Source organism: Rahnella sp. PCH160, assembly GCF_047784855.1.
In the GTDB taxonomy this organism is placed as follows: domain Bacteria; phylum Pseudomonadota; class Gammaproteobacteria; order Enterobacterales; family Enterobacteriaceae; genus Rahnella.
In genome coordinates, this window is sequence record NZ_JBLOGT010000001.1 from 351,581 (window position 1) to 377,274 (window position 25,694).

The 25,694-nt window shown below is 52.4% G+C and carries 24 protein-coding genes and 3 tRNA genes; 9 read left to right on the forward strand and 18 right to left on the reverse strand.

Annotated elements, in window-relative coordinates:
* The first annotated feature begins 5 nt into the window (after nucleotides 1-5).
* A complete protein-coding gene (locus ACM5QY_RS01560) occupies nucleotides 6-143 on the forward strand; it encodes a hypothetical protein (protein WP_416118950.1) in 138 nt (45 codons plus the stop codon).
* 206 nt (nucleotides 144-349) lie between these two features.
* Here ACM5QY_RS01560 and nadR read toward each other — a convergent pair whose 3' ends face one another.
* The 3 genes from nadR to serB all read right to left on the reverse strand — a co-directional run bounded on the left by nadR (nucleotide 350) and on the right by serB (nucleotide 4,199).
* Entirely contained in the window at nucleotides 350-1,609 is a 1,260-nt protein-coding gene (nadR, locus tag ACM5QY_RS01565) for a multifunctional transcriptional regulator/nicotinamide-nucleotide adenylyltransferase/ribosylnicotinamide kinase NadR (RefSeq protein WP_416118951.1), read from the reverse strand.
* Nucleotides 1,610-1,695: 86 nt separating this feature from the next.
* The gene (gene radA / locus ACM5QY_RS01570) at nucleotides 1,696-3,078 is read right to left on the reverse strand and encodes a DNA repair protein RadA (protein ID WP_104923412.1); all 1,383 of its coding nucleotides are present in this window, start codon (nucleotides 3,076-3,078) and stop codon (nucleotides 1,696-1,698) included.
* A 155-nt stretch (nucleotides 3,079-3,233) separates the two neighbouring features.
* A complete protein-coding gene (gene serB, locus ACM5QY_RS01575; RefSeq protein WP_416118952.1) occupies nucleotides 3,234-4,199 on the reverse strand; it encodes a phosphoserine phosphatase in 966 nt (321 codons plus the stop codon).
* Nucleotides 4,200-4,349: 150 nt separating this feature from the next.
* On the opposite strand from serB, the gene ACM5QY_RS01580 reads away from it, so the two are divergent.
* A complete protein-coding gene (locus ACM5QY_RS01580) occupies nucleotides 4,350-5,138 on the forward strand; it encodes a YtjB family periplasmic protein (protein ID WP_416118953.1) in 789 nt (262 codons plus the stop codon).
* Nucleotides 5,139-5,256: 118 nt separating this feature from the next.
* Here the strand turns inward: ACM5QY_RS01580 and deoD are convergent, their stop codons facing one another.
* The 11 genes from deoD to ACM5QY_RS01635 all read right to left on the reverse strand — a co-directional run bounded on the left by deoD (nucleotide 5,257) and on the right by ACM5QY_RS01635 (nucleotide 16,407).
* Nucleotides 5,257-5,976, reverse strand: coding sequence for a purine-nucleoside phosphorylase (gene deoD, locus ACM5QY_RS01585; protein WP_013577098.1), 720 nt, complete (start codon nucleotides 5,974-5,976; stop codon nucleotides 5,257-5,259).
* 83 nt (nucleotides 5,977-6,059) lie between these two features.
* Nucleotides 6,060-7,283, reverse strand: coding sequence for a phosphopentomutase (deoB, locus tag ACM5QY_RS01590; protein WP_416118954.1), 1,224 nt, complete (start codon nucleotides 7,281-7,283; stop codon nucleotides 6,060-6,062).
* A gap of 88 nt (nucleotides 7,284-7,371) precedes the next feature.
* Entirely contained in the window at nucleotides 7,372-8,700 is a 1,329-nt protein-coding gene (gene deoA, locus ACM5QY_RS01595; protein WP_416118955.1) for a thymidine phosphorylase, read from the reverse strand.
* Nucleotides 8,701-8,790: 90 nt separating this feature from the next.
* A complete protein-coding gene (gene deoC / locus ACM5QY_RS01600; RefSeq protein WP_104923417.1) occupies nucleotides 8,791-9,570 on the reverse strand; it encodes a deoxyribose-phosphate aldolase in 780 nt (259 codons plus the stop codon).
* 539 nt (nucleotides 9,571-10,109) lie between these two features.
* Nucleotides 10,110-10,898, reverse strand: coding sequence for a TatD family hydrolase (locus tag ACM5QY_RS01605; protein ID WP_416118956.1), 789 nt, complete (start codon nucleotides 10,896-10,898; stop codon nucleotides 10,110-10,112).
* On the reverse strand, nucleotides 10,895-12,007 hold the full coding sequence (locus ACM5QY_RS01610) for a patatin-like phospholipase family protein (protein WP_416122799.1): 1,113 nt from the start codon (nucleotides 12,005-12,007) through the stop codon (nucleotides 10,895-10,897). Before ACM5QY_RS01610 ends, ACM5QY_RS01605 begins: the two co-directional genes overlap by 4 nt.
* Before the next feature lie 327 nt (nucleotides 12,008-12,334).
* A complete protein-coding gene (locus tag ACM5QY_RS01615; protein ID WP_101075078.1) occupies nucleotides 12,335-12,496 on the reverse strand; it encodes a DUF1328 domain-containing protein in 162 nt (53 codons plus the stop codon).
* A gap of 337 nt (nucleotides 12,497-12,833) precedes the next feature.
* A complete protein-coding gene (gene osmY / locus ACM5QY_RS01620) occupies nucleotides 12,834-13,424 on the reverse strand; it encodes a molecular chaperone OsmY (RefSeq protein WP_416118957.1) in 591 nt (196 codons plus the stop codon).
* A 421-nt stretch (nucleotides 13,425-13,845) separates the two neighbouring features.
* Nucleotides 13,846-15,435, reverse strand: coding sequence for a peptide chain release factor 3 (gene prfC / locus ACM5QY_RS01625; protein WP_416118958.1), 1,590 nt, complete (start codon nucleotides 15,433-15,435; stop codon nucleotides 13,846-13,848).
* Between the two features lie 146 nt (nucleotides 15,436-15,581).
* Nucleotides 15,582-16,025, reverse strand: coding sequence for a ribosomal protein S18-alanine N-acetyltransferase (rimI, locus tag ACM5QY_RS01630; protein WP_416118959.1), 444 nt, complete (start codon nucleotides 16,023-16,025; stop codon nucleotides 15,582-15,584).
* The gene (locus tag ACM5QY_RS01635) at nucleotides 15,994-16,407 is read right to left on the reverse strand and encodes a DNA polymerase III subunit psi (protein WP_416118960.1); all 414 of its coding nucleotides are present in this window, start codon (nucleotides 16,405-16,407) and stop codon (nucleotides 15,994-15,996) included. The genes rimI and ACM5QY_RS01635 overlap by 32 nt, the downstream gene beginning before the upstream one ends.
* A 113-nt stretch (nucleotides 16,408-16,520) precedes the next feature.
* Between ACM5QY_RS01635 and rsmC the strand changes: the two genes are divergently transcribed.
* The gene (gene rsmC / locus ACM5QY_RS01640; RefSeq protein ID WP_416118961.1) at nucleotides 16,521-17,564 is read left to right on the forward strand and encodes a 16S rRNA (guanine(1207)-N(2))-methyltransferase RsmC; all 1,044 of its coding nucleotides are present in this window, start codon (nucleotides 16,521-16,523) and stop codon (nucleotides 17,562-17,564) included.
* A 9-nt stretch (nucleotides 17,565-17,573) separates the two neighbouring features.
* On the opposite strand, the gene ACM5QY_RS01645 is transcribed toward rsmC, so the two are convergent.
* Nucleotides 17,574-18,569: an aldo/keto reductase gene (locus tag ACM5QY_RS01645; protein ID WP_416118962.1), complete on the reverse strand. Its 996-nt coding sequence runs from the start codon at nucleotides 18,567-18,569 to the stop codon at nucleotides 17,574-17,576.
* A gap of 136 nt (nucleotides 18,570-18,705) precedes the next feature.
* On the opposite strand from ACM5QY_RS01645, the gene ACM5QY_RS01650 reads away from it, so the two are divergent.
* The 4 genes from ACM5QY_RS01650 to ACM5QY_RS01665 all read left to right on the forward strand — a co-directional run bounded on the left by ACM5QY_RS01650 (nucleotide 18,706) and on the right by ACM5QY_RS01665 (nucleotide 20,170).
* Nucleotides 18,706-19,644: a LysR substrate-binding domain-containing protein gene (locus ACM5QY_RS01650; protein WP_416118963.1), complete on the forward strand. Its 939-nt coding sequence runs from the start codon at nucleotides 18,706-18,708 to the stop codon at nucleotides 19,642-19,644.
* Between the two features lie 191 nt (nucleotides 19,645-19,835).
* A tRNA-Leu gene (locus ACM5QY_RS01655) sits at nucleotides 19,836-19,921 on the forward strand.
* A gap of 36 nt (nucleotides 19,922-19,957) precedes the next feature.
* A tRNA-Leu gene (locus ACM5QY_RS01660) sits at nucleotides 19,958-20,043 on the forward strand.
* Nucleotides 20,044-20,083: 40 nt separating this feature from the next.
* Nucleotides 20,084-20,170, forward strand: a tRNA-Leu gene (locus tag ACM5QY_RS01665).
* 113 nt (nucleotides 20,171-20,283) lie between these two features.
* Here the strand turns inward: ACM5QY_RS01665 and ACM5QY_RS01670 are convergent.
* Complete coding sequence (locus ACM5QY_RS01670) at nucleotides 20,284-20,568, reverse strand: DUF1435 domain-containing protein (RefSeq protein WP_416118964.1); 285 nt, start codon at nucleotides 20,566-20,568, stop codon at nucleotides 20,284-20,286.
* Between the two features lie 395 nt (nucleotides 20,569-20,963).
* Between ACM5QY_RS01670 and ACM5QY_RS01675 the strand changes: the two genes are divergently transcribed.
* Nucleotides 20,964-22,058, forward strand: a complete 1,095-nt coding sequence (locus ACM5QY_RS01675) for a GGDEF domain-containing protein (RefSeq protein ID WP_416118965.1) — start codon at nucleotides 20,964-20,966, stop codon at nucleotides 22,056-22,058.
* A 600-nt stretch (nucleotides 22,059-22,658) separates the two neighbouring features.
* Complete coding sequence (gene rhaT, locus ACM5QY_RS01680; RefSeq protein ID WP_416118966.1) at nucleotides 22,659-23,693, forward strand: L-rhamnose/proton symporter RhaT; 1,035 nt, start codon at nucleotides 22,659-22,661, stop codon at nucleotides 23,691-23,693.
* 58 nt (nucleotides 23,694-23,751) lie between these two features.
* Here the strand turns inward: rhaT and rhaR are convergent, their stop codons facing one another.
* Both rhaR and rhaS read right to left on the reverse strand, forming a co-directional pair.
* The gene (rhaR, locus tag ACM5QY_RS01685; RefSeq protein ID WP_416118967.1) at nucleotides 23,752-24,633 is read right to left on the reverse strand and encodes an HTH-type transcriptional activator RhaR; all 882 of its coding nucleotides are present in this window, start codon (nucleotides 24,631-24,633) and stop codon (nucleotides 23,752-23,754) included.
* Between the two features lie 79 nt (nucleotides 24,634-24,712).
* Nucleotides 24,713-25,540, reverse strand: coding sequence for an HTH-type transcriptional activator RhaS (rhaS, locus tag ACM5QY_RS01690; RefSeq protein WP_416118968.1), 828 nt, complete (start codon nucleotides 25,538-25,540; stop codon nucleotides 24,713-24,715).
* Nucleotides 25,541-25,694: the final 154 nt, after the last annotated feature.

A 25,694-nucleotide genomic window follows, 5' to 3' on the forward strand; every position in this document is an offset into this window, starting at 1 on the left:
AATGAATGAGTATAATCGGACAAGTAAAACTCAACGGACGCCACTCTATTTTTATTTCGCAAATGGGATTTACGCATAAAATGCGCAATAAAAACCCGGCTAAAACAAACCCGGCCAATGCATTGATACAACAGCGCTTTTAAATTCAGACTGTTACAAGCTGAATTAATTAAAAACCGGAGCCGAGGCAATCAGATGAATTCATTAATAATTATTGAAAATACACAATCTAAAAGCATTCATACCATGAATAATTAATAAGGATCTGAACGTTGAATTATAAAAATAGCGGCCATAAAAAAGCGCCTGTTCCGTAAAACAGACGCTTGGCTCTTCCGGCATAAAAAAGTCAGTTCGCGGTGGGATCATTCAACCGGCTGGTATCCGCAGCCAGCATGTTTTTCACCAGATCTACGCACTCGAGAAAACGCTGATCATAATCCGATGATTCAACGTGAACGTAATCCACATTGTTCTGTTTCAGCATATCGATAAGCAGGTTCTGGAATGACATGCGATCGGACGTACTGCCCAGACTGCGCAGGCCATCTGCCACCCACGGCGTGTTGTTTTCCAGCAAGATCACCAGATCGAATTTGTATTCGTCCATCAGAGCCTGAACAAACGGATGCTCACGCCCTTCGTACTTTTTACAAAACGCCTGCGTCGTCAGGAAATCGGTATCAATAAACGCCACTTTATTGGCATATTTCACTGCGAAATCAATGTACTGCGCCTGACCGAGTGCGATTTTATCGTAGTCGGAATATTGCAGCGCCATTTCGTCGCCACCGAGATGGGAGAAAACGTAATCGCGGCCATATTCCCAGGCACTCGTGGTATTGAAAATGTTGGCTAACTTATTGACGAGCGTGGATTTACCGCTGGATTCGCCGCCCAGAACCGCCACGGTGCGCACAAAGAACGGCTTCACTTCGGTCGGAATGTAATCCCAGTAACGGAAAGGATCCTGACGGATCTGGCGGCCACTGATATTCATGAAAGAGCGTTTCGGGTCGATCAGCACCGTTTCAATCCCGAGATGTTCGCGGTACTGCGGCGCGTCGGCCTCTTCGCTGGAATAAATGGTATTGGGCTCAATGCCTTTCTGGCTCATGAACTCTTTGATGCCGCGCCCCCAGACATCCCAGCCGTGCGGATACGGCTCCATCCCTTCTTCATTAAACGCATGAATACGAATGTTTTTCTGGTATTTGAACGTCTGCAATAACCAGCGCAGACGATCGCTGACCGTCGGCTGCTGAGACATCGAGCTGTTTTCAAAGAGTTCGCGGTCACGGGGCTCGTCATAGCCCATGATGATATGGAGTTCATCGACCTGACTGCAGGCGCGCTGAATCAGATAAATATGGCCGGTGTGCAGCGGATAAAACTTACCGAACACGACGCCAATATTTTTTTCACGGCGGGGAAACTCAAGATCAAGGAAGCGATGCAGCGCCTCCAGCTTTTGGGCGCTGGGGCTTTTTATCTTTGCATTCAACAACTGGCTGAGATAACCCTTGGTCATCCCGCTGGCTTCGGCCACCTGCTGTAAAGTGCGTCCCTGTTGCTTGATGGCGGTTTTCAGATAATCGAACTGAGACATACCCTGTCCTTATGTTTGCTTTACTAAACAAAAATAGCTAAACAAAAAATAACACAAAGACAGGGTGAAAAGACACCCGGCAACCGCTACAAATCGTCGAGGATCGCCAGCGCATCGGCCAGTTTTTTAACACCAAACACCTGCATTCCGGCAGGGACTTTTTTCGGCACGTTGGCGTGCGGCACGATGGCGCGTTTAAATCCGTGCTTCGCCGCTTCGGTGATACGTTCCTGGCCGCTTGGCACCGGACGGATTTCCCCCGCCAGCCCCACTTCGCCAAACACCACCAAATCGTGTGGCAGCGGGCGGTCGCGCAGACTGGAGACCAGGGACAGCAACAACGCGAGATCAGCACTGGTTTCCGTCACTTTCACGCCGCCCACGACGTTCACAAACACGTCCTGATCTGCCATCTGCAAACCGCCATGACGGTGCAGAACCGCCAGCAAAATCGCCAGCCGGTTTTGCTCAAGCCCGACGGCCACACGACGCGGATTGCCCATCATAGAGTGATCAACCAGCGCCTGCACTTCAACCAGCAATGGCCGCGTCCCTTCCCACAGCACCATCACCGAGCTGCCCGACGTAATTTCATCGCCACGGCTCAGGAAAATGGCTGACGGGTTACTGACTTCGCGCAGACCCTGTTCGGTCATAGCGAATACGCCCAGTTCATTCACTGCGCCGAAGCGGTTCTTATGGCTGCGTAAGGTGCGGAAACGGGAGTCGGCATCGCCGTCGAGCAGAACGGAACAGTCGATGCAATGTTCGAGCACTTTCGGCCCGGCCAGCGATCCGTCTTTGGTGACGTGGCCGACCATCACAATCGCCACGCCGCGCGTTTTCGCAAATCGGGTGAGATAGGCGGCGGTTTCACGCACCTGTGCGACGGTGCCCGGCGATGACTGAATGTCCGCCATATGCATCACCTGAATGGAGTCGATCACCATCAGCTTCGGCTGTTCTTTGTCGGCAATTTCGCAAATCTGTTCGATGCTGGTTTCCGACAACATATTCATATTGGACGTCGGTAAACCCAGACGGTGCGCGCGCATCGCCACCTGTTGCAGCGATTCTTCCCCGGTGACATACAGGGTTTTCATGTGTTCGCTGAGGTGACATAAAATTTGCAGCAACAGCGTACTTTTACCCGCCCCCGGATTACCGCCGATAAGAATTGCACTGCCGGGCACCACGCCGCCACCCAGCACGCGGTCAAATTCCTTGAAGCCGGTGCTGAAACGCGGAAGTTCATCGAGGCTGATATCAGAAAGTTTTTGTACGCGGCTGACGCCTGCATCACCCGCGTAACCGGTCAGGCGCTCATTGCGCGCCACAGTCGGGGAAGCCGCCAAACGGATTTCAGTAATGCTGTTCCAGGCCTGACACGCACTGCACTGCCCCTGCCAGCGCGGATAATCTGCGCCACATTCATTACACACAAATGCACGTTTTGCTGCTTTCGCCACAACTTACCTCTTTGAACATTAATAGAAATTGATACCCTAAATAATTCGGGTTGCATTAAGGCGGCAAGAGAACGAATCCCGATGAGCTTACACGAGTAAGTGATTCGGGTGGGCGAACGTAGCCAACACAGAGGCAACCTGAAGTATGACGGGTATTAAGACTGGCTGCCGCTCAGGATGCATAACACACCGAGCAAATCGGCATGACGGATGCAAACGGCAGCCTGTTCATACACTTTCGGTTTGGCGTGATAGGCAATACCCATCCCCGCAACGGCCATCATTTTGAGATCGTTGGCGCCATCGCCGATAGCGATAGTTTGCTCCTGAGAAATGCCCAGTTTTTCCGCCAGTTTTAACAGCGTATCGGCTTTGTATTGGGCATCGACAATCGGCCCGATCACACGCCCGGTCAGCTTACCGTCGCGGACTTCCAGCTCATTCGCCGCCACGTCGACCAGATTCAGCTGATCACGCAGATATTCGGCGTAATACGTGAAGCCACCCGACGCAATCGCCACATGCCAGCCCGCTTCCTGCAGGCGCTGAACCATCACGGTCAGGCCCGGCATCAGCGGCAGCGTCTGGCGCACCTGTTCAAGAATACCGGCATCAGCATCTTTGAGCGTCGCGACGCGCTGACGCAGGCTGGCCGAGAAATCCAGCTCGCCACGCATCGCACGTTCGGTGACTTCCGCCACCTGCTCACCGACGCCCGCCAGTTTGGCAATTTCGTCGATGCATTCAATCTCAATCGCGGTAGAATCCATGTCCATAACCAGCAGGCCAGGCGTTCGCAGGTAAGGCACTTTACCCAACTGGGTGACATCGAATTCAAAGGATTCGGCCAGAACTTGCGCGTCGGAGGTCAGTGAACCCGCCAGACGGACAACCTGATAACCTTCTACTGCCCATGCACTGACAATCACCAGAGCACGGCCTAAGTGAAGCTGGAAAAGCGTAATGCTCGTTTTGTCCAGTTTTCTGCCATAGAGCAGCCATCCGGTGTGTCCCGCCCGGTAATCGAGTGGCATGACTTCATCACCGCTCAGTGAAAGGGGAAGCCCCGGCCATTGATGGATCTCCGCAGGAAGATCGCAATAGGTCAGACTGTTTGGCATGATGGCTCCGGTAGATTGTTTTGTTATAAACGACGGTTCGTAAAACGAGTGAAAAGGCAGAGGTAACGCCGGGTAAAACGAGGCATCAAGCTACCCTATCGTAACCGCTTCTGGCAACATTAAAGTCATCGAAAATCGCAAGGAAACAGAATGGCCAAGGCCAAACTAAAATTTCGCCTGCATCGCGCCGCTATCGTACTGATAAGCCTGGCGTTATTAGTCATCCTGATGCAGGGCGCATCCTATTTCAGCCTGGGACATCAACTGGCACGTTCCACTCAGGTGGAGCAACTCGCCCAGACACTCGCGAAGCAGGTGGCATTTTCACTCGCGCCGCTGATGGACAGCGACAATGATGGCGCTGATATCGCGCAAATTTCCACTATTTTGAGTCAGCTTACCGATGGCAGTCGCATTCTTGATGCCAGCGTTTATGAATCCGACGGCTCGCTGGTGGCCCACGCAGGCGAGCAGGTGCCGGTGCGCGACCGGTTATCGCTGGACGGTAAACGCGCGGGCAGCTACTTCAATCACCAGATTGTCGTGCCGATAGAAGATAAAAATGGCCCGAGCGGATTTCTGCGCATCACACTCGATACGCATGTGCTGGCAACGGAATCCAAGCAGGTCGATAACACTACCAACCTGCTGCGCCTGATGATGCTCGCAGCATTGGGTGTCGGGATCATTCTGGCGCGCACGTTGTTACAAGGCCGCCGTTCACGCTGGCAGCAATCTCCGTTCCTGCTGACCGCCAGTAAACCGGTGAAAGAAGATGATGAACAGGAAGAAGAAACGGACGAATTTGGCCCGCCGCCGGTGCTGAATATACCTGAGCCGGAAGCCGACGTTGCCGAGGCAAAACCGGCAACAGAAGCACAAACCAAAGAAGCGGCTCAGGCGGCTTACCGCAGCCTGAAACGCAGCCGGCCTAAGTGATTCAGGACTCAGAGACAGTTAGTCGACCAAGCTATGCATAGCTAATTTCATACCAAAACGCATAGCAAAACGGGCACCTTTCGGCGCCCGTTTTCATGTCTGCAATAATCGGCAGAATTTATTCTTTGTCGCCCAGCAGAACGGATTCCAGCGCGATTTCGATCATGTCGTTGAAGGTCGTCTGACGTTCAGCGGCAGTGGTTTGTTCGTGCGTACGGATATGGTCGGAAACGGTACAGATGGTCAGCGCTTTTGCACCGAACTCTGCTGCCACGCCGTAGATACCGGCGGCTTCCATTTCTACGCCCAGAATGCCGTATTTTTCCATCACGTCGAACATTTGCGGGTCTGGCGTGTAGAACAGGTCAGCGGAGAAGATGTTACCGACGCGCGCGTTAATGCCTTTGGCTTTCGCTGCATCTGCCGCATTACGTACCATGTCGTAGTCTGCGATAGCCGCGTAGTCGTGATCTTTAAAACGCATGCGGTTAACTTTGGAATCGGTGCAGGCACCCATACCAATAACGATGTCGCGCAGTTTGATGTCTGCACGTACCGCGCCGCAGGAACCTACACGGATGATTTTTTTGACGCCGAATTCAGTGATCAGCTCTTTGGCATAAATTGAGCAGGAAGGAATGCCCATGCCATGGCCCATCACGGAGATTTTGCGGCCTTTGTAGGTGCCGGTGAAGCCCAGCATCCCGCGCACGTCATTCACCTGCTTAACATCCTGAAGGAAAGTTTCAGCGATGTGCTTGGCACGCAGCGGATCGCCCGGCATCAGCACTACGTCAGCGAAGTCGCCCATTTCAGCATTAATGTGTGGAGTTGCCATCTTCTTATTCCTTAATTCTGCGAGGTGTCATGTTCATAATAAAAACGCGGCCAGTAAGCTTTACTGGCCGCGCATTGTGATCGTTAAAGCATCGGCGTGCCGTAATCCATCGGCGTCAGATCGAAGTATTTCGCGACCGTCTGCCCGATGTCCGCGAAGGTTTCACGGTGGCCCAGCGAGCCCGGTTTTACTTTCGGGCCATAGATTAACACCGGAATGTGCTCACGGGTATGGTCTGTGCCGCGCCATGTCGGGTCGCAACCGTGGTCAGCGGTGAAGATGATGATGTCGTCTTCTTTGACCAGCTCCAGCAGTTCCGGCAGACGGCGGTCGAACAGCTCAAGCGCCGCAGCGTAGCCCGGAACATCACGACGGTGGCCATAAGAGGAATCGAAATCAACAAAGTTGGTGAAGACAATGGTCTTGTCGCCCGCTTCTTTCATCTCTTTGATGGTCGCGTCAAACAGCGCGTCCAGCCCGGTGGCTTTCACTTTTTTGGTAATACCGACCTGCGCATAGATATCCGCGATTTTACCGACGGAAACCACATGGCCGTTTTTCTCATCAACCAGTTTTTTCAGGACAGTCGGTGCCGGTGGCTCTACCGCTAAATCATGACGGTTGCCGGTACGTTCGAAATTACCCGCTTTGTCGCCGATAAACGGACGCGCGATAACACGGCCAATGTTGTAGCCGCCTTCGGTCAGTTCTTCACGGGCGATTTCGCACAGTTCGTACAGGCGATCCAGCCCGAAAGTTTCTTCGTGGCAGGCAATCTGGAAAACGGAGTCCGCAGAGGTGTAGAAAATCGGCTTGCCGGTTTTCATGTGTTCTTCGCCTAAATCATCCAGCACGACGGTGCCGGAAGAGTGGCAGTTGCCAAGATAGCCCGGCAGATTGCCGCGTTTCACCAACTTATCCAGCAATTCCTGCGGGAAGCTGTTGGTGGTGTCGCTGAAATACCCCCAGTCGAACAGCACAGGCACACCGGCGATTTCCCAGTGGCCTGACGGCGTGTCTTTACCGGAAGACAGTTCGCTGGCGTAGGCATACGCGCCGGTGATTTCGGAATCACCGTCCATGCCGTCAGGAATTTTACCGGTGGATCCTTCAGCGGCTTTCGCCAGCCCAAGACGGGTCAGGTTCGGCAGATTCAGTGGCCCTTTGCGGCCTTTGTCGGCTTCGCCACGCGCGCAGGCAGCAGCGATGTGGCCCAGCGTGTCAGAACCGGCATCGCCAAAGCGCTCGGCATCTTCACTGGCACCGATACCGAATGAGTCTAACACCATGATAAATGTACGTTTCATTTTGCTCTCCTGCGAATGGTTACGCATTGGGTCACGCGGAACTGCCGCGCACCTGATCGTTCTTAAATGGGGTCGATTTAGCCTGAAATCAAGCGTTTCCGCCGATACGGCGATACACCACCGGCGTGCTTTCCGGCGCCTTGTCACTCAGGACAATCGCCGCACGCACTTCTTCCGCTGCCTGTTGCCAGGCCGCTTCGCTGTTGGCATGGATCATCGCCAGCGGCTGACGGGTATCCACCTGCTGCCCCAGCTGCGCCATGTGCGTCAGACCGACGCTGTAATCGATAGCATCGCTGGCCCGACGGCGACCGCCACCCAGTGAAACCACGGCCATGCCCAGCGCGCGGGTATCCATCGCACTGACAATGCCGTTGCCTTCGGCATACACCGGCTTGGTCAGCGTGGCCTGTTGCAGATAACGGTCGTAATGTTCGATGAAATCGGTCGGGCCTTTTTGCGCCGCAATCATGCGACCAAAGACTTCGGCCGCTTTGCCGTTGTCGAGAACGGCCTGCAATTTGCTGCGGGCGTCCGCGTCGTCTTTAGCCAGACCGCCGGATAACAGCATTTCCACGCACAACGCCATTGTGACTTCGAGCAGGCGCGGATTGCGGTATTCGCCGGTCAGGAAGCGTACGGCTTCACGCACTTCGACGGCGTTACCGGCGCTGGACGCCAGCACCTGGTTCATGTCGGTGAGCAGCGCCGTGGTTTTGCAACCTGCGCCATTGGCCACATCCACAATCGCCTGTGCCAGATCTTCTGAAAGCTGGTAGGTCGGCATAAACGCGCCGGAGCCCACTTTGACGTCCATGACCAGCGCGTCCAGTCCTTCGGCCAGTTTTTTGGCGAGGATCGAGGCGGTAATCAGCGGGATAGAATCCACGGTCGCGGTGATATCACGCGTTGCGTAGAAACGTTTGTCTGCCGGTGCCAGCGAACTGGTCTGGCCGATGATCGCCACACCGACGTCCTGAATGATGCTGCGGAAACGGCTGTCGTCCGGGAAAATATCGAAGCCCGGAATGGCTTCAAGTTTATCCAGCGTGCCGCCGGTATGGCCCAGACCACGGCCGGAAATCATCGGCACATAACCGCCACAGGCAGCGACCATCGGGCCTAACATCAGGGATGTCACGTCACCCACGCCGCCGGTGGAATGTTTATCCACAATCGGGCCGTTCAGGTTGAGGCTTTTCCAGTCCAGCACGGTGCCGGAATCGCGCATTGCCATGGTCAGCGAAACGCGCTCTTTCATGGTCATGTCATTGAAATAGATGGTCATGGCCAGCGCGGCAATCTGACCTTCTGAAACCTGGCTGTCGCGAATGCCGTTCACAAAGAAACGAATTTCTTCGTCGCTTAAAGGCTGGCCGTCACGTTTTTTTCGAATAATTTCTTGTGCGAGAAACAAGGTATCCCCCTGCTTAGGCTGAGCGCCGGATGCGGACGCGAATACCGGGCGCTGTTAAACAGCGCCGCGGCAAAGGTCGTGTAGTGGTTATTAATAGCTGCTGGTGGCTTTCTGGCCAGCGTGACCCAGTGTGGTCAGCAGGCTTGCCAGCAGGCTGGAAGCGCCAAAACGGAAGTGACGTGCGTCAGCCCATTCGCTGCCCAGCAGACGGTCAGCCAGTGCCAGATATTGCGCAGCATCTTCAGCCGTTTTCACGCCACCGGCCGGTTTGAAACCGACGGCTTTGCCCACGCCCATTTCAGCAATCACGCTCATCATCAGTTCAGCGCTGTGCAATGTGGCGTTTTCAGGCACTTTACCGGTTGAGGTTTTGATGAAATCAGCGCCTGCTTTAATAGCAATTTCGGAGGCTTTTCGGATCAGCGCATCTGATTTAAGTTCACCGGTTTCGATGATCACTTTCAGCAGAACGTTTGCGGCCGCACAGGCTTCTTTGCACTGTTTAACCATCTCAAAACCAACCTGCTCATTACCGGCCATCAGTGCGCGGTACGGGAATACCACGTCAACTTCATCGGCACCGTAAGCAATGGCTGCGCGGGTTTCTGCCAGCGCGATTTCAAGATCGTCGTTACCGTGCGGGAAGTTAGTCACGGTCGCGATACGGATATCTGGCGTACCTTGCTCACGCAGGGTTTTACGCGCAATCGGGATAAAACGAGGATAAATACAAACAGCAGCGGTGTTACCTGCCGGGCTTTTCGCCTGGTGACAAAGCGCGATCACTTTTGCATCAGTGTCGTCTTCGTTCAGCGTGGTTAAATCCATCAGGTTCAGCGCACGTTGCGCTGCGGCGGTTAAATCGGTCATATAACTCTCCAACAATTTTCAATTCCAGCGACCGGCCAGAACTGAGCATACAGTCATGAATTCATTCCGGCGAATAACGTCGGGGAGAAGAATTCTGCACGTTGGCGAGCGGACTTGGTTCCATGAAGATAGCGTGCGTAAACCCTGTGGCTTACGTGGCAACTGAGATCCTTCTCACCGCGCTTGGACTGGCTGACGCCAATTCGTTGTGACTATTTGAACACGTCACATCAGGTTCCTGTGTGCAGTATTTCACACAAAATGAAAACCGTTTGCAACGTTGCTTATTAAAATGAGATCTAAATCACACTTTAACGGCGCTATGCTCAGTGTCTAATCCAGATAAGAGTGTATACCCGATTCATGACAAACGAAGTGCAGGCGGATATACAGAGAACGCCGACCGGCGCCCTTGCGGATAATGTTATAATAATAACATTTTAAAGAGAACATAAATCGCAATGCAGCGGCACAAACCCGAATAACTGGCGCATAAAGGTAAACGAAAATGTTATTTAAATCACAAAAAATCAAACCCATTACCGGCGTGCAGATAATGGAAAAACCCGGCGGGTGTTGGCGAGCAGCGTATCGGCGATTTCTTGCGCAGGTTCCGTGCGCAACTGGCATAACACATCAAACACCGCCGCGGCGCGTTCTGGCCGGTTCGGTTGTCCCTGAAAACCCTGCAACGGCATGTCCGGCGCATCGGTTTCGAGTAATAAAGAAGAGAGCGGCAACTGCGCCATCACCTGACGGGTTTTCTGCGCACGTTCATAACTTATCGTTCCGCCGACGCCTATCGCATAACCGAGTTTGATAAACGCCTGCGCCTGAGAAAGGCTTCCGGCAAAACCGTGTACCACGCCGGTCGCAGGCAGTTTCGCCTGGCGTAGCATCGCGGCAAGCTGATCGTGGCTGCGGCGCGAATGCAAAATCACCGGTAAGTTTTCTTTTTTCGCCAGCGAAAACTGAGCCTTTAGCAACCGTTTTTGTTGCTCAAACATCGGCTCTTCCATGTATAAATCCAGCCCGATTTCGCCTACGGCGACCAGCCGCACATCCCGGTGACTGAGCAGCGCCTCCAGCAATTCGACATCCTGCTCTTTGTGCTGCGCGATGTATAAAGGATGCAGGCCCAGCGCGGCGTGGATCTGCGGGTAATTCCTGGCGAGCGCGAGAATGCCACGAAAACGATCTGCCGTGACGGCCGGCACGATAAGCTCACGAACGCCCGATTCACCGGCAAGTTGCAGGCTTTCCGCTTCCGCGCCGGTAAAAGGCGGGAAATCGAAATGGCAGTGCGTATCAATGAACGTGAAACTCACAGCTTTTCACCTTCGCTGGCCGGATAGTGGCTTTCGGACAGGGCATTGTCGCTAAACGCCGCAGGACGGACTACGCCGCCATCGGCAACCATGTCCGTCAGCACGGCGGGATCAAGAATAATCTGTTCGAGTGTGCTGCTGGCCGCAGCCAGCGGGATCACATTCTCCGACTCGTCCTGCGGAACAACAATACGTTTTGGCCGGGTAACGCGCGGGGTAATCTGCGGATAAGGTCGTTCATTCTCACGCGGCAAAAACCAGTGCGCGGCAGCCGAAAGAAAATAACGCCCGCAACGGCGGCCCAGATGATAATCCTGATTCAGCGCCGGAAGACGGCTGCCCAGCGCATGGCTGGCTAATGGTTTGGGCGGGAAAATTTCGAAAATACGCACGTCATCCGGCGGATTTTCAATGAATTGCTGGATGCGGTGATAGCTTTCTTCGTGGTGCTGCATCATGCGCACCAGCTGTTGCAGGCTGCTTTCACTCAGCCATTGCTCCATCCGTTTCATCCACTGCGGTGTATAAAACATCGCCGAAGGCACGGTGCGGATAACGACAATCGTGTCTGCGCCGCGACGGTAGGCTTCTTCAACCGGGATCGCATCGCTGATCCCGCCATCCTGATAACTGATGCCATCCAGATCTACGCCCATGCGGTAGAAACCGGGGATCGCGCTGGAGGCTTTGATAACCGGCAGCCAGTTCTCGCGCGTCGGCGCAAAATAGTTGGCGGTGTAATCATCGCTGCGGCAGGCACACATCAGAAATTCTCGGCCGTCGATCAGCAGTTTTTCTGCACTTTCCATCGCCAGCGGCATGTTTTTCGACGTTTCATCGACCAGCCAGTCAAGATCGATAAGGTGTCCGCCACGCACAAAACGCAGAGGATTGAAAAAGTCAGGGCTGGTGGTGTAACGGGTAATCACCCTTCTGGCGTAGCCGGGCTGACCACACACAAATGCGGAAAGGTTTTGCGCGCCTGCTGACGTGCCCAGATAGAGATCAAAAGGATTGAAACGAGCCCGCTGGAATTCATCCAAAACGCCTGCGGTAAAAATGCCTCTCTGTCCTCCTCCTTCACACACCAGGGCGATTTTCCCCGGCATATAAGGTTTATACGCCAGCGGTTCTATATTCCCCAGCGTGACAGGTATTCTGTATCCCAACGCGCTATCCTCGCAAAATCGGCATGACACGATTGGCCTTTTTCCGGCCTCCTTTCTGAGCATACCTCGACTTCTCGTTTTGCGTGAATTACTTGCCAAAATCGGCCGATAAAATCGTTACGTCCTGTTAACGAAATGCCTATCTGGCTGAACGGAATCCAAAAAAAGTCTCGCCCCCTTTTCTGAAAACACGGCCTCAGGCAATGCGTTCAGAGAAGGGGGCGAGAGTGATATTTTACAGCGTTACCGCTTCACTGTATTACAGCGTCAGAGTCTCTTGCGGCCGGTAAACAAGCTGATGAGGAACAAGATAATACCGACGACGAAGACAATTTTTGCAGCCCATGCAGCGGTACCGGCTAATCCACCGAAACCCAGTGCTGCCGCGATCAACGCGATGATTAGAAAAATAATGCCCCAACGAAACATAAGCTTCTCCTTACCCTATTTTCACTTTGCCAGTTTAAAAGGTGGTGCCCCGCTTCGGGCCATTGTTACTGTGAAACTCGTGTCTTTCTGACACTTCATGTACCGGCTCAGCGCCGTATAACGCAACAGATTACCTATTAAAGGTAGTCGAAAAATGAAAGTGTTAGCGTTTTCGGCGTCGATTTATTTGTACAAAGCTTTGTAGAAATAAACGGACAAAAAAGGTTCACATGGTCTACACGACCCGATATTCAACGGGCAACACAAAATATTGTTATGCTTTGTTCATATCATCGGTGCCCGCCCCACAGGGTAGGCACCTTTTGACTCAGAAAGATTATGGCGCGACTTTCAGGTCGTTTTTGACGCTTTTCACGCCATCAACGGTTTTCGCCACACTTTCAGCGCGGTCAGATTGCGCCTGATCTTTTACTGAACCGGAAAGCAGTACGACGCCGCCGGTGGTTTCCACTTTCACGTTACGTGAAGGGACAATATCGTCGGCCAGCAGTTTGGCTTTAACCGAAGCGGTGGTGGCAGTGTCACCTGCGTAACCTTTTACGCTCTGATCTTTGCTGTCTTTGGTGTGCAGTTTGTCGCTGACAGATTTCACACCTTCAACTTTTGTCGCGGCAGCAACGGCTTGTTCAGCTTCGGCCTGTGAACCTACAAAACCGCTCAGCGTGACGACGCCGGAGGTAGTGGTTACAGAAATGTCGCTGCTTTTGATGGCCTTATCATCCACCAGAGCACTTTTGACTTTTGCTGTGATGGCGCTGTCGCCCATGTAGTTATCAACTTTCTTCATGGAGCTATCGATTTTTGCACCTGCGCTATCCGTGGTAGTTGCAGCCAGTGCACCACCGCTCATCAGTACGGTACCCAGAACTACGGCCATCATTGAATAGGCAAATTTAGAGTTTTTCATCGATTTCTTCCTTACAGTTTGTGAGCCTCAATCGGGGCCCTTCACGTCACAGTCTTGGTGACGTCTCCTAACAATTTGTATTGCTGCTGTTTTCAGGTCCGGAAGCGCAGAGTACGTCGTTTTATTCTGGCTTTTATTCGCCACGCGATATAACACTCTGCATTGTGATTCAAAGTCAGTGCTTTAATCCACTCATTCCTGAACACCCATTTAATATAGTCAAGAATGTTCAAATGTGTAGGAAGATCACCGGATACGCCCGCGAATGCAGACAAGTCTTAAGATTTCACACGAATTTCGCCCATTTTTCGGACAGTGCGAGTGGAAATTGAACAGGAAAGAAAGGCGGTGAGGGGCAACAGACGAAAAAAAAGACGGCCAGATTGCCGTCTTTTTCATCACAACCCCTGCGAAGAAAGGATTAATGCTCGCGGGTTTTACGGAATTTAACTTCCGGATAACGTTCTGAAGCCAGGTTCAGGTTTACCATGGTCGGTGCGATATACGCCAGGTTATCACCGCCATCGAGCGCCAGGTTGGTTTCATTCTTACGTTTAAATTCTTCGAATTTTTTCACGTCGCTGCATTCTACCCAGCGCGCCGTTGAAACATTCACGGACTCGTAAATCGCTTCCACGTTGTATTCGCTTTTAAGACGCGCCACAACCACTTCAAACTGCAGAACACCGACCGCACCGACGATCAAATCGTTGTTGGAAATCGGACGGAAGACCTGAACCGCGCCCTCTTCTGAAAGCTGAACCAGACCTTTAAGCAGCTGTTTCTGTTTCAGCGGATCGCGCAGGCGGATACGACGGAACAGTTCTGGGGCAAAGTTAGGGATGCCGGTGAACTTCATGTTCTCACCCTGCGTAAAGGTGTCGCCGATTTGGATGGTGCCGTGGTTGTGCAGACCGATGATGTCGCCCGGATAGGCTTCTTCAATATGCGAGCGGTCACCCGCCATAAAGGTCAGGGCATCAGCAATCACCACATCTTTACCGGTACGCACCTGACGCAGCTTCATACCTTTTTCGTACCGACCTGAAACCACACGCATAAACGCCACGCGGTCACGGTGTTTCGGATCCATATTCGCCTGGATTTTAAATACGAAACCGGTGAACTTCTCGTCGTCGGCTTTCACTTCACGCACGTCAGTCTTACGTGGCATCGGCGCAGGAGCCCAATCCACCAGACCGTCGAGCATATGGTCAACACCAAAGTTACCGAGTGCAGTACCAAAGAAGACCGGCGTCAGTTCGCCCTGCAGGAAGGCTTCATGGTCAAATTCATGGGACGCGCCCTGAACCAGTTCCAGCTCTTCACGCAATTGCTTAGCCAGATCTTCGCCAACGGCAGCGTCCAGTTCCGGGTTATCCAGGCCTTTCACCACACGGACTTCCTGAATGGTGTGACCTTTACCGGTCTGATACAAATACACTTCGTTTTTATAGAGGTGATAGACCCCTTTAAACAATTTACCGCAACCGATCGGCCAGGTAATGGGTGAACAGGCGATTTTCAGCTCGCGTTCAACTTCGTCCATCACTTCCATGGGATCACGGATGTCACGGTCAAGTTTGTTCATGAAAGTCAGGATCGGCGTATCACGCAGACGGGTAACTTCCATCAGTTTGCGGGTCCGGTCTTCAACACCTTTCGCGGCATCGATCACCATCAGACAGCAGTCAACAGCGGTCAGGGTACGGTAAGTATCTTCGGAGAAGTCTTCGTGCCCCGGAGTGTCGAGCAGGTTGACCAGACACTCTTTATACGGAAACTGCATCACAGACGTAGTGATGGAGATACCACGTTGTTTTTCCATTTCCATCCAGTCCGATTTGGCATGATGGCTTGAGCCACGGCCTTTTACCGTCCCTGCGGTCTGGATAGCGTGTCCGAATAACAGAACTTTTTCAGTAATCGTGGTTTTACCAGCATCGGGGTGAGAGATGATGGCAAATGTGCGGCGCTTAGCCACTTCAAGGGCGTATTCACTGGGAGACATGTTTTTCACGTTTCTGCGGTTGGTCCGCCCTGCATCGGTATTCACATCACGTCAGAAGGTGACGTCAGGCAAAGCGGTAATAAAAGTTATAGCCGGCTATTTTCACTGATTTAGACGGGATGGGCAATCAATGGTTTTTTTGTGTGCTAGCCCAGCGGCAGCGCCATCATGATGGCGTCTTCGCGGCCTTGTGCGGCGGGATAATAGTTACGGCGGACCGAGACTTCGTTAAAGCCCAGGCTTTCGTATAGCGCGATAGCTTTTGCGTTGGAGGCACGCACTTCCAGCCAGAGCGTGAAAACGTCTTTTTTCTCAATCTGTTGAATGACGTCTTCCAGCAAGGTACGGCCCAAGCCCTGACGCTGAAATGCCGGATCGATGGCAATATTAAACAGCGTGGCTTCATCAAGGACGATCTGCGTAATGGCAAAACCGGCCATCACGTCGTTGTGCATCATTTTGAGATTCAGGTAGCGTTCACCCTGATTGCTGGCAAGCGTTTTTTCCGTCCACGGGAAGGCGTGGCTGGCCTGTTCAATCTCAAATGCGCGGGGAAGGTCAGCGGGCGTCAGGATAGAAATGTTGTTCATTTTCACAGATCTGCTGCCAGAGTGCGCGTTTTGCGCTGGCGTCTTGATAAAGCTCGGCGAGAGCCGGGCTGGATAACTGCGTACCGGCGAGCGTAAGCGGTTCGCTTAAACCCAGTCGCCAGATATTGCAGCGGGTGTCTTCAGGCAACATCGTTACCTGTTCCGGTGTCAGGCGGTAAACCTGCGGTTCGGCCAGCGCCAGACTGCGCAGCACATCGCGCACCAGCGGATCATCTTCAGCGGGCGGCACATCGGCGACGATCAATAATTTTGTCTCCGCAGGCAGGCTGACGGCAACTTCACCCTGCAATGCCGCAGGCCGGCGCAGCGTCCACTGGGTAATGCCCAGTTGTTGTAACAGTGTATCTCGTCTGGATGCCATGCCTGATCCCTGCCCGTTGAATAGCGAAAAGCCCGGCTATGCTAGCAAACACATCGAACATGCGCCAATAAACCTCTATAATCGCCGGCTAATCCCTGAGGAGCCACACCCTGATGTCTGCATTAACTCCGGCCAGCGAAGTCATACTGCGCCATAGCGAAGAATTTGAAGGCCGCCGCGTCCTGTTCGCCGGCGACTTACAAGATAACCTGCCCGCTGAACTCGACGCCGAAGAAGTCCGCGTTCACACCAATATGTATCACCACGGGCAGATGCTCAGCAAATCGCTGGGTGACAACGTGCAGTTCGGTTTACTTGCCGACGCTGACCTGATCGCCCCTTGCGATGTGCTGGTGTATTACTGGCCGAAGAGCAAACTGGAAGCCAAATTCCAGCTCTTCAACCTGCTGTCACAATTGCCGGTCGGCATCGACGTTTTTGTCATCGGTGAAAACCGCAGTGGCGTTCGCAGCGCGGAAACCACGCTGGAAGGTCTTTGCGAACTGAGCAAAATCGACAGCGCACGCCGTTGCGGTTTGTATCACGGGCGTCTGGAAAAACAGCCTGAATTTGATGCAGATGGCTGGTGGGATGAGTACATGGTCGAAGAAGTGACCATCAAAACCCTGCCGGGCGTATTCAGCCGTGAAGGTCTGGACAGCGGAAGCCTGTTGCTGATCAACAGCTTCGAAGAGCCAGTCAAAGGTAAAGTGCTGGATGTGGCCTGCGGTTCCGGCGTTCTGGCGTCAGTTCTGGCGATGTATTCACCAAAAATGAAAGTGACGCTGAGCGATGTGAGCGCAGCCGCTATTGAAGCCAGCCGCGCCACACTGGCCGCCAATGACCTGCAGGGCGAAGTGATCGCCAGCAACGTCTATTCCGACATTGCCGGTCGTTTTGACATGATCATCTCCAACCCGCCGTTCCACGAAGGGTTGCAAACCAGCCTGACGGCGGCAGAGCAACTGATCCGTGGCGCGGTCAGTCATCTGAATATCGGCGGTGAACTGCGCATTGTGGCTAACGCCTTCCTGCCGTATGCCGCGCTGCTCGATGACACATTTGGCAGCCATGAAGTACTGGCACAAAATGGCCGCTTCAAAGTGTATAGAGCAGTACGTGGTCGTCCGCCGCGTGATCCAAAGAAAAAGCGTTAATCCGTCGTTTTAGTGCTCGCTGAGGATACGCATCATTTCTGCGCTGTAGCGGTCACCCGCTGCCACGTGGAAAGGAAACACTGCTTCGATCGCCGCGATTTCGGCTTCACTCAGGGAGACATCAAGCGCGGCGATGTTTTCCTCAAGATAATGACGACGTTTGGTGCCAGGGATCGGCACCAGATTATCGTTACGCGATAACACCCACGCCAGCGCCAGCTGCGACGGTTTCACGCCTTTGTCCTGTGCCAGTTCACCGATTTTTTCCGCCAGTTGCAGATTCTTCGCAAAGTTTTCACCTTCGAAACGCGGGCTGAAGCGGCGATAATCGTCAGGCTCAAGATCGTCCATCGAACGGATTTGTCCGGTCAGAAAACCGCGTCCCAGCGGGCTGTACGGCACAAAACCAATCCCGAGACGTTCGCACGCCGGTAAAATCTCCGCTTCCACATCCCGCGACCACAACGAATATTCAGTTTGCAGCGCGGTGACCGGATGCACTTTGTGCGCGCGTTCCAGAAGGCTGACAGACACTTCGCTCAGGCCGATGTAACGGATTTTCCCTTCCTGAACCAGATCCGCCAGCGCGCCCATGGTTTCTTCAACCGGAACTGACGGGTCCGGACGATGTTGGTAATAGAGATCGATAACATCCGTTCCCAGACGTTTCAGGCTGCCTTCGACAGATTTGCGAACATAATCCGGATGGCCGTTCGTTGTGCGCACATTCGGATTCGCCGGGTCGCGCACAATCCCGAATTTAGTGGCTAAGAAAACGTGATCGCGACGCCCTTTCAGAAAACGCCCCAGCAGTTCTTCATTGGTATGCGGCCCGTACATGTCGGCGGTATCAAACATCGTGACGCCCAGCGCCAGCGCACGTTCCAGCGTCGCCATCGACTCTTTTTCATCCTGGCCGGTGGTGTAGAAATCACTCATGCCCATGCAGCCCAAACCGAGCGCTGAAACCATCGGACCGTTTTTTCCAAGCTGACGTTGTTTCATAGAAATTCCCTCGTAACATGAATAGATAGAAAGTAACGGGATGAAGTGTGGTTGTTATTCCCGGAAAGATAAATCAGCAAAAACGTGCAACACTGTTCAAAAATCGCAAACAATCTTGCCCCCTGCGGAGAACAAAATGGATCAGATACAGGCGATGAAAATTTTCATCCGTATCGCAGAGCTGGAGAGTTTTAGCCGCGCGGCGGAAGATCTTGATTTGCCACGCGCAACGGTCAGCACAACGCTGAAACGGCTCGAACAGCGGCTGGGCGTCCTGCTGTTTCTGCGCACCACGCGTCAGGTAAAAATTACCGATGAAGGCAAAATTTATTATCAGCGCTGCCTGCAATTGCTCGCGGCGCTGGAGGAAGCCGATACGCTTTTTGCGCATCATAAAAACCAGCCGACCGGCGTGGTCAGAATAGATATGCCGCATACGCTGGCTCGTGTGAGGGTCATTCCGGCGTTGCAGACATTTTATGCACGCTACCCGCATATCACCGTGAGCGTCAGCGCAAATGACAATTCTGTTAATCTGCTCGATCAGGGCGTGGATTGCGTGATACGTGCGCGGCCTTCTGAAGATGAAAATCTGCAATCGCGACATCTGGTCAGTCTTGAACAAATCACCTGCGCGTCTCCGGCGTATTTGGCAAAATTCGGTACGCCAAAAACGCGGGAAGATCTCGCCACGCATCACGTCATTGGCTATTTTTTTGCGCACCAGCAGCCGGAATCACACCTGGAATTTGTCACCAACGGCACCGGTGGGAAAATTCAGTTACGCAGCACGCTGACGGTCAGCGGCGCGGATGCTTACGTTGCAGCGGCCAAAGCCGGCTTTGGCCTGATTCAGGCATCCAGGCTGGCGATTGCGCAGGAACTGGAACGGGGAGAACTGGTTGAAGTCTTATCAGAATTAACGCCGCCGCCGATGCCGCTTTACATTATGTATCCGCCGGGGCGTTTTCTTGCGCCACGTATTCGCGTGTTTCTTGACTGGCTGATTGCGCTCTTTTCGCATCCCAATACGTCTTTAGCGCCGCCCGCTATAAATGAAAAAATCGCTGATTAAACCATCAATTAACCTGGCGCCGTTCAGACAGATTGACTCATTCACCGTGAATATGTTGTTTTTTACATCAACCGTCCGAAATGGGGGAAATAACAGTTGACGCCTGTGGGAAAATCTCTAGAATTCGCCCCCGTGGTTGTGTTACTTGATGATGACATTTCGATGACGTCAACACAGTAATCAATTGGTTCGCGATGGTGGCGGAATTGGTAGACGCGCTAGCTTCAGGTGTTAGTGTCCTTTGGATGTGAGGGTTCGAGTCCCTCCCTTCGCACCAAAACAATCACAAGATTTATATTACACGGCACGGTACGCGATGGTGGCGGAATTGGTAGACGCGCTAGCTTCAGGTGTTAGTGTCCTTTGGATGTGAGGGTTCGAGTCCCTCCCTTCGCACCACTCCGGTGATATAAATCAGCAGTAAGCAGAACTCATCTGTGCGAAGGTGGCGGAATTGGTAGACGCGCTAGCTTCAGGTGTTAGTGTTCTTACGGACGTGAGGGTTCAAGTCCCTCTCTTCGCACCACATGATTCTGTTCTTCGGTTTTCCCTTCCTGTATTAACTCCCTTGATTTCAAAAAGTAAAAAATTCCCTTTGTCTTGCTGTTTTTTCTGATCCTCATCTTCGTACTCCTGTCTTTATAGCAAACTAAAATTCAGCGTCACTGCCGCCAGCCCGCCCGCCAGCGCCATAAATGATGGCAGCAGCAGATAATGGCGCAGTGTCCGGTGGAACAGCATGCCCAGCGTTACCAGCATCGCGACCACAACCAGAACACGCAATTGATCCAGCGTCATATGTGCCAGCGCCAGTAAAGGCATCAGCGCACAAGGCAATAAAACGCCCCATCCGCTGGTCAGTCGCTTACCCAGCATCCAGACAACCGCCCAGATCCCACATGCCATGACAATCGCCGGTATCATAACCCTGCTCCAAACGTTGATAATGAGAACCAATATCATATAGGATTTTTTCTCATTTACCAGACGTCCACGCAATAATTCGGCGCGCAGAGCGCCCGCACTCCGGCATATGTCTTCCGGGCGCGACGGTTATTTGCGGTCTTGACTTCCGTTTGGGTGACACCTGCGTACAAAAGTGCTAATTTTAAAGACGTTAAACCAAATTAGTTAACCTTGCTTAATTAAATTTTTTACAATAGTCACTACAAAAACTATATTTATATAATTCTAATAATTACCCATTAGAACTATTAGCCTGCCTGCATGGAACTTGTCTTAACGGAATAAGCACGCGGTATTGGGCGATAAGAGTCTTTATCTATTCAGAATCACACACGCTAAATAGAGTAAATTTGATGATATCTCATTCCTATGATGAACTGCTGAGAAGCAAACATCGGCTGGCGATGCTCCTTTTCTTTTTTTTAAATAGTGCCACAGCGCTATTTTCTATGGTTTATCCCCCCGATAATGCCATGGCCATGCCATTCCCGCTGGTGGTGATTTTTACACTTTGTTGCGGCGGGTTAATATTTTCTTTTTTCAGTAAGAAAAATTACTCAGCACATCTGAATATGTGTTCTGTGATTATCGGTCTGCTATGGGCCTGGCAAATAGCATTACGTTTCGAGGAAGTCGGCCAAACAGATAAAAATTACCTGGTCATCAGTTTACTCAGTATATTCTTTATCAGCGCCATCGCTTTGTCAGATAATTTTCTGGCTTTTTGCCTTCATGCAGCACCTTCCACTGTCTGCGTGATCTTTCTGGACGACTTTCAGCATATCGGGCATATCATCTTTACCGTCATGCTGCCGCTGATCGGGCTGTGGCTGCATCATCTGATGCTCAAACGCAGTGACGAGTTCACACGCAGAATGGTGTCTAATCTCTACAGCGAAAGGGAGAAATTCAGCGATCTCAGTATGCTGGACCCGCTCACCGGCCTGTATAACCGCCGTGGCCTGCAAAACAAACTGGAAACTCTTTTTAATCAGGCCTCCGGTCATTACGTGATGCTGCTCGATATCGATCACTTCAAAGCCTACAACGACAATTACGGCCACAGCATGGGCGATCAGGCGCTGGTGCGCGTGTCCGCAGCCATCCGTGACGCCGTGCGTTCTCGGGATGTCGTCGTCCGCTACGGCGGAGAAGAGTTTCTGGTGCTGATGTCGAACGTTAAGCAGGATCACGCGATTCGCATGGCGGAACGCATTCAGAATAAGGTTCTTGGGCTGAACATCCCGCATTTGTTTAACGCACAGGTCTCAACGCACGTGACGGTGAGTGCCGGGCTGGCCGCGCTGGAAGAAGGCGATTTTATTCGTGCTTTAGGTCACGCGGATGCCTCACTGTATAAAGCCAAAAACAGCGGGCGTAATAAAATATTCTATGCCTGGGAAGAAAATAATGAACGTCAGGAAATCGCTGAAGAAAAATTAGCCTGATTATTGTTGAAAGGTAACCTCGATAACGGCTCGATCATTGTTATTAGTTTTGCTAACGATAAATATGCGGATGCCCTATTCGTAAATAAAGCGTTCTCATTCATAATCACTGCATAATCATTCAACTTTCAGCCTGATTAAGGTTCGGGCTGAAAGTTAAACAGCTTGTTTACCTTATTAAAGGTTACAGGTGAATGTTACCCGCCGGATTGACCATTCTGCTTTAATAAGCCGTAGCCCTTCACAAACCCCACAAAAAAAATAAGACCGATAAAGATAATCCTAATCGTGATGGTTTTATGGCCGTGCGGGCGAAGGATGTCACCTTCCGCCGCCTGACGCTTATGTTGCAAAACCCGCCTATTTTATTGTTTTAACGCTATTATTCTGCCGTTTTCCAAATCTGTGAACTCACTCACTTCCACCTTCCGGCGAGTGCCAGAGGCTATTTTCCCGTGGCACTGACCGGAAGGCTCCCCGATCGAACACTTCTTACACTACGGGTCACCCGCCGTACTGACTTCTGACGGATCAGCGTGTTACGGCGGTTTATTTATTTGAGCACCCCTCTGTTTCTCTACATAACAAAAGGTTCAGTGTATGAACAGTTCGATAGTTTTAGGGATTATCTGGCATCTGATAGGAGCAGCCAGCGCAGCGTGCTTCTATGCACCTTTCAAGCAAGTGAAAAGTTGGTCCTGGGAGACCATGTGGTCGCTGGGCGGCTTCTTTTCCTGGATTATTTTACCGTGGGCGGTGAGTTACGTGCTTCTGCCTGATTTCTGGACGTATTACGGCTCGTTCAGCTTTGCGACCCTGCTGCCGGTTTTCCTGTTCGGCGCAATGTGGGGCATCGGGAACATTAACTACGGGCTCACGATGCGCTATCTCGGCATGTCGCTGGGAATCGGCATCGCCATCGGGATCACGCTGATTATCGGCACACTGATGACGCCAGTCCTCCAAGGCAAAATCGGTATGCTGTTCGGTACCACCGGAGGCCGGTTAACGCTGCTCGGCGTATTGGTGGCAGTTATTGGCGTAGCGATTGTCAGTTACGCCGGGTATCTGAAAGAGAAAGCGCTGGGGATCAAAGCAGAAGAATTTAACCTGAAAAAAGGGCTGATTCTGGCGGTCATGTGCGGGATTTTCTCCGCCGGGATGTCGTTTGCAATGAGCGCAGCAGTGCCGATGCATGAAGCCGCACGCGCGCTGGGCATCGACCCGCTGTACGTCGCGCTGCCAAGTTATGTGGTGATCATGGGCGGCGGCGCTATCGTTAACCTGGGTTTCTGCATCATCCGCCTCGCGACGCGAAAAAACATTTCGCTCAGGGCCGACATGTCCGTGGCGAAATCCCTGCTGCTGACCAACATCCTGTTCTCCATCATGGGTGGCACCATGTGGTATTTGCAGTTCTTCTTTTACGCCTGGGGACACGCGAGCATTCCCATCGAATACGACTACATGTCTTGGATGCTGCACATGAGTTTCTACGTATTATGTGGCGGGATCATTGGTCTGGTTTTAAGAGAATGGGCGGGCGTCGGCAGAAAACCGGTACGCATTCTCTGCCTCGGCGCGCTGGTGATTATTCTGGCGGCCAATATCGTCGGTCTGGGAATGGCGCTCTGATTCCGCGTTCTTCAAACGTAACGGCAGAGTGGGTTCTGCCGTTAATAGCCTGCCGTAATCAGTCTGCCGTAATAAACGGGAAAGACCGTGGCGACACCTTTTTGGCTTCAGCAATAAAGCGCTGCCGGTAATCTCTCGGCGAAACACCGTACGCCCGGTTGAACACCACAGAGAAATAATTACTGTCATCAAAGCCGCATTCGGCGGCCACATCACCAATCGTCAGGTTGCCATAACGTAGCAGACTCATCGCACGGCACAGCCTGAGCTGACGCAAATAACTCATCACACTCAGCCCGGTATGTTGCTTGAATAACGTTCGCAGACTGCGGGGATTAAGCTCATGTTGCTGGCAAAACGTCTCCAGATGGAAAGGTTCGGCAATGCCTGCCCTCAGCGCCATCAGCAGTAAATCCAGCTGATGCGCATCGGGCAATGCGCCGCTGTCTGGCCGGTGGCGGAATCGCAACAGCAGCAGCGCCAGCTGCATCAGCAACGCTTCGCTTAGCTGAATGGAAAGCGGCTCTGACTTCATGCACTCCTTCGCCAGCTCATCGACTTTATCGCGCAAAACGGACATCCCGAGTGTACTCAGTCGCCAGTAACGCTGTTCCTGGCTGGCATTGATTCCCGGCAATAATTGCGCCCAGTCGGCTTCCAGCCCGAAACGTTCGCGGCAAAACAGCACATTGTCGAGCGCCAGCTCATTGGCTGATTCATAGCTGTGCCTGTCTCTGGCGTTGATATAAAACAGATCACCGCAGGTAATGGGATAAGGGATATCGTTCCAGATATGCATGCCGTTGCCACGCCAGACGATCACCAGTTCATCGAAATCGTGATCATGGGTGGGGAAATCCGCCTGCGGATGGCGCTCTTCTACCACCACCGAATTCATTCCGGTCAGAAAGAGGTCATTCTTTTGAAGTCTTAAAGACATAGCAGCAATCCCCTACCCGTTTGACGACAAAATAAACGAGGCGGATCAGGCAAAAACCTGAGCGCACGAGAGGCACCGCTTAACGTAGCTGATCACGCATGAGTTTTGGCGACACCGAAAATTCCCGACGAAACTGGGTCGAGAAATGGTTACTGTCACTGAACCCGCAGGCATAAGCGATATCGGTAATGCTTTGATCGCTGTGATGTAAACGACGGCGGGCTTCCAGCAGACGTAAACGGTTGAGATATCGCTGCGGCGTCATGCCGGTGTAATGCTTCATCTGCCGGTGCAGCGTGCGCAGCGCCAGTGAAAAACGTTCTGCCGCCTCGGTCCAGTTAATCTCCTCACTGTAATGTGACTGGAGCCATTGCAAAAGTTGATTGACCCTGTTTTCCGAGGTATCTCGCAATTGTGGCTGGAAACAGTCCTGATAAAGCAGGATCAGCAACTGTAAAAACACACTTTCGCGCGTGGCGATATGTTCCATTTCCACGCCGGCGGGCAGCGCTTCCAGCTGCGCGATACAGTTCAGCACCTGATGCAGCACGCACGGACTGAGCTGCCAGTGGATCTGTGACTGATAGTGATGTTCCTGCGGCAGAAAATGGCCGACATCCTGAATAAAGCGAAAAGCTTTTGGCGAACGGAAAAGCACATTGGTCAGCCGCAAATTATCGACGTTTTCAAACAAATGATGATCGCTGGCACGCACAAAACACACGGTGCCCGCCGTCAGGGTATAAGGATTGTCATTAAAGATGTGTACGCCCGATCCGCTTTCCACCAGCATAATTTCGTGGAAGTCGTGGTAATGCTCCGGGAAAACGCCTTGCGGAAGACGCCGCTCAACCGTCACAGTCAGTTCAGGTGCCGCAAAATAATCATCACCCTTCAGTAACGTCATTTATCGCCTCCGGTACAAAAATCATGGGTCTTCGGAAAACAACCCTACCCCGCTCGTAATGTTCTTACCTTCAAACGGCGGCGTGAAAAACGCTATAAACGGTCAGATTTTTAAGATTCACCCCACCACGATTAAGATCTGCGGCGAAGATCAC